Origin of the sequence: Catenulispora sp. GAS73, assembly GCF_041262085.1 — a bacterium.
Taxonomy (GTDB): domain Bacteria; phylum Actinomycetota; class Actinomycetes; order Streptomycetales; family Catenulisporaceae; genus Catenulispora.
Map to the genome: position 1 here is coordinate 46,341 of NZ_JBGCCM010000054.1, position 12,155 is coordinate 58,495.

Annotated in this window: 8 protein-coding genes; 3 read left to right on the forward strand and 5 right to left on the reverse strand. The window is 71.3% G+C overall.

Going from position 1 to position 12,155, the window contains the following annotated elements:
* Positions 1–76: 76 nt before the first annotated feature.
* From glgB to ABH935_RS46695, 3 genes are read right to left on the reverse strand one after another with little or no spacing between them, the layout of a single operon-like run.
* The gene (glgB, locus tag ABH935_RS46685; protein ID WP_370384458.1) at positions 77–2,014 is read right to left on the reverse strand and encodes a 1,4-alpha-glucan branching protein GlgB; all 1,938 of its coding nucleotides are present in this window, start codon (positions 2,012–2,014) and stop codon (positions 77–79) included.
* On the reverse strand, positions 2,011–3,405 hold the full coding sequence (locus ABH935_RS46690; protein WP_370384459.1) for a glycosyltransferase family 4 protein: 1,395 nt from the start codon (positions 3,403–3,405) through the stop codon (positions 2,011–2,013). Before ABH935_RS46690 ends, glgB begins: the two co-directional genes overlap by 4 nt.
* 32 nt (positions 3,406–3,437) lie before the next feature.
* The gene (locus ABH935_RS46695) at positions 3,438–5,468 is read right to left on the reverse strand and encodes an amylo-alpha-1,6-glucosidase (protein WP_370384460.1); all 2,031 of its coding nucleotides are present in this window, start codon (positions 5,466–5,468) and stop codon (positions 3,438–3,440) included.
* A 59-nt stretch (positions 5,469–5,527) separates the two neighbouring features.
* Here ABH935_RS46695 and ABH935_RS46700 point away from each other — a divergent pair, with 59 nt between their 5' ends.
* Positions 5,528–8,212 carry a glucosidase gene (locus ABH935_RS46700; protein WP_370384461.1) on the forward strand — a complete coding sequence of 895 codons (2,685 nt, stop codon included), beginning with the start codon at positions 5,528–5,530 and terminating at the stop codon, positions 8,210–8,212.
* A 10-nt stretch (positions 8,213–8,222) separates the two neighbouring features.
* Here ABH935_RS46700 and ABH935_RS46705 read toward each other — a convergent pair whose 3' ends face one another.
* Positions 8,223–9,242 (reverse strand): LysR family transcriptional regulator, encoded by a 1,020-nt coding sequence (locus ABH935_RS46705; protein WP_370384462.1) that lies wholly within the window; start codon positions 9,240–9,242, stop codon positions 8,223–8,225.
* Positions 9,243–9,358: 116 nt separating this feature from the next.
* Here ABH935_RS46705 and ABH935_RS46710 point away from each other — a divergent pair, with 116 nt between their 5' ends.
* Positions 9,359–10,306 carry an NADP-dependent oxidoreductase gene (locus ABH935_RS46710; RefSeq protein WP_370384463.1) on the forward strand — a complete coding sequence of 316 codons (948 nt, stop codon included), beginning with the start codon at positions 9,359–9,361 and terminating at the stop codon, positions 10,304–10,306.
* 49 nt (positions 10,307–10,355) lie between these two features.
* Here the strand turns inward: ABH935_RS46710 and ABH935_RS46715 are convergent, their stop codons facing one another.
* Positions 10,356–11,000 (reverse strand): HD domain-containing protein, encoded by a 645-nt coding sequence (locus ABH935_RS46715; RefSeq protein ID WP_370384464.1) that lies wholly within the window; start codon positions 10,998–11,000, stop codon positions 10,356–10,358.
* A gap of 102 nt (positions 11,001–11,102) precedes the next feature.
* On the opposite strand from ABH935_RS46715, the gene ABH935_RS46720 reads away from it, so the two are divergent.
* Positions 11,103–12,071 carry a GlxA family transcriptional regulator gene (locus tag ABH935_RS46720; protein WP_370384465.1) on the forward strand — a complete coding sequence of 323 codons (969 nt, stop codon included), beginning with the start codon at positions 11,103–11,105 and terminating at the stop codon, positions 12,069–12,071.
* Positions 12,072–12,155: the final 84 nt, after the last annotated feature.

Here is a 12,155-nt window from a genome sequence, read left to right on the forward strand (position 1 = left end):
CCGTTTCACGCCGGACCTAGCGCGCCGCCTCGCAACTCGGCGGCGCGCTAGGGCGGTCCATCATTCCGACACTGAGTCAGTGCCCGTACTTCCCGGCAAGCCACACCGTCGCATAAGCCCCGACCGTCACCACTCCCGAAGCCGGCAGCCAGTCCTGCCCCTGCTCGGCGTCAGCCGTGACCGTGCCGAGGTTGCCCGCACCGGCGCCGTCGTAGTCGCGCGAGTCCGTGTTCAGCACCTCGTGCCACGTGCCGCCCCACGGCAGGCCGATGCGCCGGTCACGGATCTCCTGGCCGGAGAAGTTCGTGACGCAGACCAGGGCGTCCTCGTCGCGGCCGTAGCGGACGAAGGCGATCAGGTTGCCGTCGGCGTCGGCTGCGCCCCAGTGGGTGGCGCCGGGGTCGTCGTCGCGTGACCAGAGTGCCGGCAGCTCTGTGTAGCGGCGGTTCATGTCGGCGATCTGGCGGGTCACGCCGTCGCCGTCGGCGGCGTCGGCCCAGTCCAGGCCCCACTGCTCGCTCCATTCGCCGCGCTGGGCGAACTCGGCGCCCATGAACAGCAGGTGCTTGCCGGGGAAGGCCCACTGGTACGCCAGCAGGCCGCGCAGGCCGTCCTTCTGCTGGCCGCGCCAGCCCGGCAGTTTGCCGGCCAGCGAGCCCTTGCCGTGGACCACCTCGTCGTGCGACAGCGGGAGCAGGTCGTGCTCCATGAAGGCGTACGCCGAGGGCCTGCGGAGGTCGTCCCAGTGGTAGCGGCGGAACAGGGGGTCGACGGTGAGGCAGGTCAGGGTGTTGTTCATCCACCCGAGGTTCCACTTCACGTCGAAGCCGAGGCCGCCGTCGGCGACCGGGTGCGTGACCCCGGGCCAGGCGGCCGACTCCTCGGCGACCATGACGACCGAGGGGTGCCGGTCGTGGACCTCGTTCGTCAGCATCTTGATGAAGTCGAGGGCCTGCAGGTTCGCGTTGCCGCCGAAGCAGTTCGGCTCCCACGTCCCCGGCGCCCGCGAGTAATCCAGGAACAGCATCGAGGACACGGCGTCGACGCGGAGTCCGTCGGCGTGGAACTCCTCGATCCAGTACAGCGCGCTGCCGATGAGGAAGTTCTGCACGTCGGGGTGTCCGAAGTCGAAGATCAGGCTGCCCCAGTCCGGGTGCTCGCCGCGGCGCGGGTCAGGGTGCTCATACAGCGGCGCGCCGTCGAACCAGGCCAAAGCCCAGTCGTCACGCGGGAAGTGCGCCGGCACCCAGTCCAGGATCACCGCGACGCCGGCCCGGTGGAAGGCGTCGATGAGCCGGCGGAGCCCGTCCGGATCGCCGAGACGCGCGGTCGGGGCGTAGAAGCCGGTGGTCTGGTACCCCCACGATCCGCCGAAGGGGTGCTCCATGACCGGCAGGAACTCCACGTGCGTGAAGCCCAGCCCCGCGACGTGCCCGACCAGCTGCTCGGCGAGCTGGTCGTAGGACAGCCCGGGCCGCCAGGACGCCAGGTGCACCTCGTACACCGACATCGGCTCGTTGAACGAGTAGCGCTCGCCGGTGCGGTGCCGCGCCATCCAGGCGTCGTCAGTCCACTGATGCCGGGAGTCGAACACCACCGAGGCCGAAGCCGGCGGCGTCTCGGCGGCGAACGCCACCGGATCGGCCTTCAACCGCCACACCCCGTCGCGGCCGAGGATCTTGTACTTGTACCGGTGGCCGGGCCGGGCGTCGAGCGCGAACCCCGACCAGCGGCCCGAGTCATCGCGCCGCAACTCCACGCCGCGGTGCGGGTTCCAGTCGTTGAAGTCGCCCTCGACGTTCACCTGCTGGGCGTTCGGCGCCCACACCGCGAACTCGACGCCGGTGATCGCCTCGACGCCGCCGGACTCCTCAGCTCGCACGTGCGCGCCGAACCGCCGCCAGTAGCGCGGGTCGTCCGGTACGGAAAGCGACGACCAGTCGACATCAATGTCCTGAATATCCTGCAGGCGCGTCCCGCCGGCCCCCACGGCGGTTCCCCCGTTCCACGTCACGGCAGCAACCCCGCCGACTCCAGCAGGTTGCCCTGGGGGATGTGCACGGCCTCGCGGTCCGGGACGTCGTGGCTGCGCCACAGGTTCGGCGGCCGCTTGACCTTGGCCTTGGTCACCACGCTGGAGTAGATCCCGGCGGTGGCCACCGCGACGTCGTCCCAGCCGTAGCGCTCGCGCACCATCGCGCGTGCGGCGTCGGCCATGGCCCGCGCCGACTCGCGGTCGCTGATCAGGGAGCTGACAGACTCGGTCAGCGCCTCGGCGTCCCGGACCGGGAACCTCAGGCCGGTCACGCCCGGCTCGACGATCTCGGCCAGCCCGCCGGTCTCCGAGACCGCCAGCGGCGCCCCGGCGGCCGCGGCTTCCAGCGCCACCAGGCCGAAGGGCTCGTAGATGCTCGGCACCACCATCGCGTCGGTGGAGGCCATGGTCGAGGACAGGCCGCGGGCCGGGACGAAGCCGGTGAAGCTGACCTCGTGATGCAGGTCCAGGCGGCCGACGGTGGCCTCCAGTTCGCCGCGCTGCGGTCCGTCGCCGGCTATCACCACGCGCAGTCCGGGGTGCCGGCGACGCAGCTCGGGCACGGCGTGCAGCAGGTGCTGGACGCCCTTCTCATAGACCAGGCGGCCGGCGAACCCGATCAGCGGCCCGTCGCCGGCGTAGCGGGAGCGCGCGGCGGCGACGTCCATCCGGTTGGGCGACCAGCGCGGCAGATCGACGCCGTTGGGGATGACGGCGGTCTTCGCGGCGGACACCCCGAGCAGGGCGTCGACTTCGCGTCCCATGTACTTGGAGCACACCAGCACGCGCTCGGCCTCCGCCCCGAGCCAGCACTCGACAGAGTGGATCGCGCGGTTCAGGTCGCCGGGAAGCCAGCCCTGGTGGCGTCCGGCCTCGGTGGCGTGCACGGTGGCCACCAGCGGCACCCGCAGGTGGTCGCGCATGGTGATCGCGGTGTGGGTGACCAGCCAGTCGTGCGCGTGGACCAGGTCGAACTCGCCGGTGTCGGCGGCGTGCAGGGCGGCGCGGGTCAGGGTGTGGTTGAAGGCCATCGTCCAGGCGAGCAGGTGCGGGGTGTCCAAGGGGATGGCCGGCGGGTCGGCCGGCGCGCGCACGACCCGCACGCCCTCGATGATCTCGTCCAGCGGCGCGCCGGGGGCGTGCCGGGTGGCGACGGTGACCTGGTGGCCGGCCCGCGCCAGGTTCCGGGCCAGCGCGTGGACGTGCCGGCCCAGGCCGCCCACGACCACCGGCGGGTACTCCCAGGAGAGCATCAGGATCCGCAGGCTCCGGGACGCCGGCCGGGGTGGCGCCGGGACCGTGGCCCGGACCACCGCCATCGCGTCGTTCTCTTCTTTCGTCATCGTCAGCTCGCGCACCGGTGCGGACATGGGCATTGCTCCCCTTGGTTGTGCTCGGTGGTTCATGTGCGGTGGAAAAAGCTCGTGGTCCAGCAGCGAAGGGCTTCGGCCACCGACCACGCCTGGAACGGGCAGCCGGTGGTGGCATGGGGGGCGGCGCCGTCGGCGGTCTCGGAGACCGAGCCGAGCCCGGCTTCGCCGAGGTGGCCGGGGAGTCCGCCGAGGATGGTCGCGACCGGGTCGGCGGCCGGGCTGTCGGCCGATCCGCCGGCCGGTCCGCCGGCTGCGCCGGCCGAGGCAGCCGAGGCGGCGACGGCGTCGCGGTACGGCCCGAGCAGCCACGGCCACACGGTGCCCTGGTGATAGGCGGCGTCGCGCTGCTCGGAGGATCCGCGGTGGTGCCTCTGGTAGGCCGGATCGTCCGGCGACAGAGTGCGCAGACCGAGCGGCGTCATCAGCTTCTCGCCGACGACCGCCGCCGGTGCCTGTCCGCGCAGCGGCGCGTACGGGAGGCTGTAGGCGAGCAGCTGGTTCGGACGCAGCGAGGCGTCGTCGCCGGCCGGGCCGTCGACCACGTCGTAGAGCCCGGAGTCCGGGTTCGGGAAGCGGCGTCGGAACGAGGTCGCGGCGGCCTCGCGCCGGTGCAGCACAGTCGTGGCGTCCCGGCCGGTCGCCTTGTACAGGTCGGCGACGGTTCCCAGTGCGTTGATCCAGAGCGCGTTGATCTCGACGGCCTTTCCGCTGCGCTGCGTAATCGGCCGACCGTCGACCCGCGCGTCCATCCAGGTCAGCGCGTACCCGTCGGCGCCCTGCGTGAGCAGCGAGTCGGCGGGATCCACCCGGATGCCGTAGCGGGTGCCGTCCAGGTGCGCCTGCAGGATGCCGTCCAGGGCCGGGACCAACTCGGCGGCGAGGTCCGCGTCGCCGGTGGCGGCGACATGCCGGCCGACGGCGTGCACGAACCACAGCGTGCCGTCGGCGGTGTTGTACTCGACCGAACCGGTGTCGGCGGTGTTCGCGAGCATGCCCTCGGACAGCGTCGCGGCGTAGGCGCGCAACAGGCGGCGGCCCTCGTCAGCACGCTGTGCGCTCAGGAACAGGCCGTCGTAAGACAGCATCGTGTCCCGCGACCACGTCCCGAACCACGGGTACCCCGCGATCACATCCGGCGCCTGCGTCCCGTCGGCGGCCGTTCGGTCGATGACGAACGCGTCGGCGGCCAGCAGCAGCTCGGCGGCCACCGGGTCAGCGGCCTTGGCCTCGATCGCGGCGGCGCGGTCGTGGGCCGCCGCGACGATCTGCGCGGCCGGCAGCGGCGCGGCGTCCAGGTCGCCGGCCCAGGCTGTGACCTCCAGGGTCTGCCCGGGGCCGGCCAGCAGGGCTGAGAACGACCCGGCGAACCACAGGTCCTCGCGCGCGCCGAGGCCGCGTGCGGCCTCCTCGCGCAGGTACACGTCGCGGTACCACTGGCCGTCGGGGGTCCAGCCGGGTCCGGCGATGCGGTAGGCGTCCTCGACGACCACGCCGTCGGCGGTCGGCCGCTGCCGGAGGTCGCCGCCGCCAGCGAACCGGTCGCCGTGCTGGTCGCGCCACGTGCACAGGGCTTCGACGCGCAGCGTCACCGGGCCGCCGGCGAGCAGGCGGTAGACGTAGCCGTAGGCGGGCCGGCCGTGGACCGCGGCGAGTTCGGCCTCCAGCACGATGTCGCCGACCCGCCAGCGCCGGCGAGGAAGTCCGCGCGAAAGGGTGAAGCTCTCCAGGAGCGTGTGGCCGTCCGGGGCGATCGCACCGGAGGCCCACTCGTGCACAGCGAGGCGTATCTCGGCCCCGGAGGGCGTCACGAGTACCGGATCGAGACTGGCCAGACCGACCCGGCGCGCGCTGCCGCCGTTCTCCGCTGCCACTAACAGAGCGTGATACCTGCGGGTCCGGAGCCCGCTCACAGTCCCCATGGCATAACCTCCGGCGCCATCGGGTACAAGCCATTCCCGGGCCGCGCCCTCAGAGAGGTCGCCGCACAGCCGGGTGCCGAAGACGTGCGGATTGGAGATCGCCACGACCGCCATATTCGCAGTGGTCTTTATCGAGCGCATTTCGTGAGTGCTGCGTAGGGTCGAACCGCAACGGTACCCAAGGAACGCGAGGGCACGCGGTGACCACAGCAGAGCAGGCGCGTCTGGACCAGTACGACGGCGAGGAAAACGAGCCTTGGCGTGCGTGGGGTCCGTATCTGTCGGAGCGGGCGTGGGGCACCGTCCGCGAGGACTACTCCCCCGGCGGCACGGCCTGGGACTACTTCCCGCACGACCACGCGCGATCGCGGGCCTACCGCTGGAACGAGGACGGCCTGGCCGGCATCTGCGACGTCGATCAGTACTTCTGCTTCTCCCTGGCGTTCTGGAACGGCCGCGACCCGATCCTGAAGGAGCGTGCCTTCGGCCTGACCGGCAACGAGGGCAACCACGGCGAGGACGTCAAGGACTACTGGTGGTACCTGGACTCCACGCCGACCCACTCCTGGATGCGCTGGCGGTACCACTACCCGCAGAACGAGTTCCCGTACAACGACCTGGTCCACACCAACCGCGAGCGCGGCACGCAGGACCCGGAGTACGAACTCGTGGACACCGGAGCCTTCCAGGACGACCGCTACTGGCGCATCACCGCCGAGTACGCGAAGTCCGGGCCGGAGGACATGTGCATCCGCGTGAAGGTGGAGAACAAGGGTCCGGACGAGGAGACGCTGCACGTCCTGCCGCACATGTGGTTCCGGAACACCTGGTCGTGGGGCCTGGCCGGCCGCGAGGCGGTGCCGGTGCTGACCGGCGACGGCGGCACCCTGGTCGGCGAGCACCGGCTGCTCGGGCGGCTCGCGCTGACCGGCTCCGGTGAGCCCGAGGCGCTGGTCTGCGACAACGTGACGAACGACCGGCGGCTGTGGAACAGCGACGGCCCGGCGTATCCCAAGGACGGGATCAACGACCACGTGGTCTCCGGCGCGGACACCGTGAACCCGGAGCGCCGCGGGACCAAGGGCGCGTTGCACTACGTGCTGACCGTCCCGGCCGGCGGCACCGCGGAGATCCGGCTGCGGCTGCGCTCGGAGGGCCCGGACAGCGAGGCCGTGGGCCCGGCGGACCTGGACACCGGCTTCGAGGAGCTGATGGCGCGGCGCGAGGCCGAGGCCGACGAGTACTTCGCGGAGCTGACCCCGGACGCCTGCACCGCCGACGAGGCGAACGTGCTGCGCCAGGCGGTCGCCGGGCTGATGTGGTCCAAGCAGTACTACCACTACAACGTCTCGCGGTGGCTGGAGGGCGACCCGTCGCAGCCCACGCCGCCGGAGGGCCGGGAACACGGCCGGAACGCGCACTGGTGGACGCTGTCGGCGCGCGACGTCATCCTCATGCCGGACCCGTGGGAGTACCCGTGGTTCGCGGCCTGGGACCTGGCGTTCCACTGTGTGGCGCTGGGCGAGATCGACCCGAAGATGGCCAAGGAACAGCTGCTGTTGCTGCTCCAGGAGTGGTACCTGCACCCCAGCGGCCAGGTCCCGGCGTACGAGTGGGCGTTCAGCGACGACAACCCGCCGGTCCAGGCCTGGACCGCGCTGCAGATCTACCGCGCCGACGGCTGCCGCGACCACGTGTTCCTCAAGCGCGTGTTCCACAAGCTGCTGATGAACTTCACCTGGTGGGTGAACCGCGCCGACGCCGACGGCAACAACGTCTTCGAAGGCGGCTTCCTCGGCCTGGACAACATCGGCCCCTTCGACCGGGACGCCGGCGTCCCGGTCGGCGACCTGCTGGAGCAGAGCGACGGCACCGCCTGGATGGCGATGTACTCGCTGAACCTCATGGAGATCGCCCTGGTCCTGGCCGAGCACGACCCGGTCTACCACGAGCTGGTGATGAAGTTCTTCGAGCACTTCGGCCTGATCGCCGCCGCCGCGAACAAGATCGGGCTGTGGAACGAGGAGGACGGTTTCTTCTACGACGTACTCCGCACCCGCGACGGCAGCACCATCCCGATGAAGGTCCGCTCGGTGGTGGGCCTGCTGCCGCTCGTGGCCACCACCTCGGTGAGCGCCGAGGCCATGGACGCCGTGCCGGAGCTGCGCAAGCGGGTGAAGTGGTTCTTCGAGAACCAGACCGACAAGGCCGACCTGTTGATGGGCTGCGTCGACATGAACAAGACGCACCGGCTGCTCACGATGATGACGTTCGACCAGCGGCCGCGGGTGCTGGAGCGGATGCTCGACGAGGGCGAGTTCCTGTCGGACCACGGGCTGCGTGCGCTGTCCCGGGTGCACAAGGACCAGCCGTACCGGCTGAACGTCAACGGCACCGACTACAGCGTCAGCTACGAGCCGGGCGAGTCGCACACCACGATGTTCGGCGGGAACAGCAACTGGCGCGGGCCGGTCTGGTTCCCGGTGAACTACCTGCTGATCGACGCCCTGGACCGGCACCAGGACTTCTTCGGCGACGGCATCACGATCCCGTACCCGACCGGCTCGCAGAACCAGGCGACCTACGGCGCGATCGCCGACGACCTGGCGCACCGGCTGGTCGGCGTCTTCCTGAATGACGAGGCGGGGCAGCGCCCGGTGTTCGGCGACGTGAAGCTGTTCCAGGAGGACGAGGCCTGGCACGACCAGATCCCGTTCCACGAGTACTTCCACGGCGACACCGGCGCCGGCATCGGGGCTTCGCACCAGACGGGGTGGACGGCGCTGGCGATCAACCTGCTGCTGCGCAAGGGGCGGCCGCGGCGGACGGCGGCGATGGAGGAGGCGGCTGAGGCGGAGATCGAGGCGGAGGCTCGGGAGGAGTAGCGGGGATCTATCAACCCTGAGCCGCGCCGGCGACTGCGACAGCGTGCCCGGCGGCAGCGGCGACCTCGGTGGCGGCGCGCCCGGCGGCAGCGGCGACTTCGGTGGCGGCCCGCCCGGCAGCAGCGGCTACCTCGGTGGCGGCGCGCACGAACGCCGCTACCGCCGTCGAGCGCGAATCCTGCGGCCAGGCGACGGCGAGCGTCGCCGGCGGCACGTCCTTCACCGGCAGGTAGACGATGTCAGGGCGCGGATACCGAGCGGTGAGCGAAACCGGGAAGAAGCAGACCGTGCGGCCCAACTCGATGAGGCGGAAGATCTCGGGCAGGTCGGAGTTGGCGGACCGGGAGCCGTTGATCGCCTGCCCGAAGCTGTCGGAGCCGGACTGCGGCAGACCGCCGAGGCTGCACACCTGCGCCGACACAGGGCCCTGATCCGCAGGCTCGCCGCCGGGCATCATGCGGCCGGCCAGGTCGGCGAGACAGACCTCTGAGTAGGCCGCCAACGGGTCGGTCGCGGCGACGGCGAGCAGGAACGGTTCGCTCAGCAAGGGCTCGAAGTCCACGCCCCGGATGCCGCCGGGATCCAGCACCAGCGCGACGTCGGCACGTCCGTCGCGCAGCGCCGCCGCCTGCTCCCCGTAGCGCCCGAGCATGAACGCGACCGGTTGGCCGGTGTTCTGCGCCGCGTACGCTTCGAGGATCCGCGGGAGCAGGCCGCCGTCGACGTCCGCCTTCAGTGCGACGCGCAGCTGCGGCGTCGTCTCCCCCGCGTGCTGCGCGCGCCGCCCCGCCGCGCTGACCGCGTCGAGCGCCGTGCGCGCGTCCCGGAGCAGGACCTCGCCGGACGGCGTCAGCTGCACCCGGCGGGTCGTGCGCTCCAGCAACGGCACGCCGAGCTGCCGCTCCAGCTCCCGGATCGCCCGCGACAACGGCGGCTGCGCCATCCCCAGCCGCTCGGCCGCGCGCCCGAAGTTCAGCTCCTCCGCCACCGCGACGAAGTACCGAAGCTGGCGCGTCTCCAGGTCATTCATACCTCCAGGGTATCAAAGGCGACCGAATCGGTCCTTCAGCTCCGGGTGCGCCGCGGATTGACTGGTGGTGGTGATCCGCCGGTATCCGAGCGGACAGAACGAAACAGGAGACATCCATGCGAGCCATCGCAGTATCTGAAATAGGCGGCAAGCCCACGCTCGCGGACCTGCCGGTGCCGAGCCCGGGCCCGGGCGAGGTCCTGGTGCGGATGACCGCGGCGTCGTTGAACCCGGTCGACATGAGCGTCGCCGACGGTCTGTTGTCGCTGCCGACGACCCGGCCGCTCGTGCTGGGAACGGACGGCGTGGGCACGGTCGTCGAGGTCGGCGCGGCGGTGACCGGGTTCGCACCGGGGGATGTCGTCCACGGCCAGTTCTTCGACGCCCCGCTGGGCCGCGGCACCTTCGCCGACTACGCGGTCATCGCCGCGTCGCCCAGCCACGGAGCGCTGCGCCGCGTGCCGGACGGCCTGTCCGCCGAGATCGCCGCCGCGCTGCCCACCGCGGGCATGACAGCCCTCGGCGTCGTGGAGTACCTGGGCCTGGGACCCGGCCGATCGATCCTGATCGTGGGCGCCACCGGCGGCGTCGGGGTGTTCGCCGTGCAACTCGCGGCCGCCCGCGGAGCCGAGGTCGTCGCCACGGCGCGGGCCGACGCGGACGAGTGGATCCGCGGCCTCGGGGCGTCGCAGACCATTGACTACTCCGCGAACGACGTCGCCGAGGTGGTGCGCAAGAGCCATCCCGACGGCGTCGACGTGTTCCTCGACCTCACCCGCGACCGGGACCGCTTCGGCACGTACAGCACTGTCGTCCGCGATGGCGGGTTCGCGATCTCGGCGACCAACACCGCCTCCCCGGAGCTGCTCGCCTCCGAGCGGATCACCGTCATCAACTACATGATGGAGGACAAGCCCGGCCTGCTGGCCCGCATCACCGATGAAGCCGCCGCGGGGCGGATCAGGGTGCCGGTCGAGCGGACCATCGCGCTGGAGCAGGTCCCCGACGCGCTGGCCCGGTACGCGGTCGGCGGGGCACGGGGCAAGACCGTCGTGCTGATCTGAGTTCGCCTGCAGAGTTCCCGGCGTCCCGGCGTTCCTGGTTCCGCCGCTCCTACTCCGACCAGTCGGAGTTCTTGATCACCTCGACGAAGTCGCCGCGCACGAAGTCGGGCACGAAGTGCTCCAGCACGTCCGCCTTGACGTTGCCGAAGGTGGTCTCGGGACGCTCGCGGATGCCCTCGGTGAAGGCGGCGAGGATCCGGTTCTTGAAGTCGGGGCGAGGGTGGGCCGCGACCACCGCGGCCCGCTCGTCGTCGGAGACCGCGTGGTAGCCGAGGCCCAGGACATCCAGCTCGACGCCCCGGGTGACCAGCGCGATCTCCGGCGCCATGTGGAGCGGGATCTCGGGGGTGGTGTGCAGGGCGATGCCGGTCCAGACGCGGTCGGCCGGGTGGCCGGTGATGCCGTGCGCGGCCAGGAAGCGGCGGGCCTCGTCGGCGCCGTCGAGCTCGAAGCGCTGGTCGGTGCGGCGGTAGCGCGGGGTGAGGCCGAGGTCGTGGAACAGGGCGCCGATGTAGAGGAGTTCGGGGTCGAAGGTGAGGCCTTGTTCGCGGCCACGGAGGGCGCCCCAGAGGTAGACGCGGCGGGAGTGGTGGAAGAGCAGGGGCGAGGCCGCGTCGCGGACGAGGTCGGTCGCTTCGCGGGCGAGGGTGCTGTCGGGGATCTGGATGCCGGCGATGGTTTCGGTGGTTGTCATGACTCCTCCTCAGTGGATGTTGCTTCTGCTGTGCCTCCACAGTCGCTCGGGGACGTAGGCTGGGGCCATGTCCTTCCAGCCACATGAACCACAGATTCAGACATGACGACGCATCGGGTGGGGATCGTGGTGTTCGACGGGGTCACCATGCTGGACGTGAGTGGGCCGTCTGATGTGCTGCACCAGGCCGGACGCGTCGCCGAGCCTTACGAGTTGGTGCTGGTGTCGGCGCGTGGCGGGCAGGTCGCGACGTCCAACGGCTTGGCGCTGACCGGCGCCGTGACCCCCGCCGACGCCGGCGTGCTGGACACCGTCATCGTCGCCGGCGGGGACCGGCTCGCCGAGGAGCCGCTGGAGCGAGAGTTGCTGGACGCGGTCACCGAGGTGGCCGCGCGCGCCACTCGCGTCGCCTCGGTGTGCACCGGCGCGTTCGTACTGGCCGAGCTGGGCATGCTCGACGACCGTCGGGCGACGACGCATTGGCGTCACGCCGAGCGCATGGCGCGCCGCTATCCGCGCGTCCACGTCGAGCCGGACGCGATCCACGTCCGCGACGGCCGCTACCTCACGTCCGCAGGAATCAGCGCCGGCATCGACCTCTCACTCGCGCTGGTCGAGGAGGACCACGGCGCCGACGCGGCACGTACCGTCGCGCGCGAACTGGTGGTCTTCATGCAACGCCCCGGCGGCCAGTCGCAGTTCTCGACCGCACTGGAGACCCCGCCGCCGCACACGGACCTGCTGCGCGACCTGATCGCCGACGTCCTCGCCGACCCGGCCGCCGACCACACGCTGCCGACGATGGCCGCCCGCGCAGCAGTGAGCTCCCGGCACCTGACCCGCTTGTTCAACGCCGAGCTGAACACCACGCCGGCGCGCTGGTTGGAGAACGTACGCCTGGACCGCGCACGGCAGCTGCTGCTGTCCGGCCACAGCGTGACGACGGCCGCGCGCGCCAGCGGTCTAGGGAGCGACGAGACACTGCGGCGCGTGTTCGCGAAGCACTTGGGGACGACGCCGAGCGAGTACCGGATGCGGTTCGCGACGACGGCGCGGGTGTCAGCGGTCTAGGGAGCGACGAGACACTGCGGCGCGTGTTCGCGAAGCACTTGGGGACGACGCCGAGCGAGTACCGGATGCGGTTCGCGACGACGG

Coding starts and splice junctions, on each gene's coding strand:
- ABH935_RS46695 (WP_370384460.1), bottom strand. CDS start 5,468: ATGCGCTCGATAAAGACCACTGCGAATATGGCGGTCGTGGCGATCTCC.
- ABH935_RS46710 (WP_370384463.1), top strand. CDS start 9,359: ATGCGAGCCATCGCAGTATCTGAAATAGGCGGCAAGCCCACGCTCGCG.
- ABH935_RS46720 (WP_370384465.1), top strand. CDS start 11,103: ATGACGACGCATCGGGTGGGGATCGTGGTGTTCGACGGGGTCACCATG.
- ABH935_RS46690 (WP_370384459.1), bottom strand. CDS start 3,405: ATGTCCGCACCGGTGCGCGAGCTGACGATGACGAAAGAAGAGAACGAC.
- ABH935_RS46715 (WP_370384464.1), bottom strand. CDS start 11,000: ATGACAACCACCGAAACCATCGCCGGCATCCAGATCCCCGACAGCACC.
- ABH935_RS46705 (WP_370384462.1), bottom strand. CDS start 9,242: ATGAATGACCTGGAGACGCGCCAGCTTCGGTACTTCGTCGCGGTGGCG.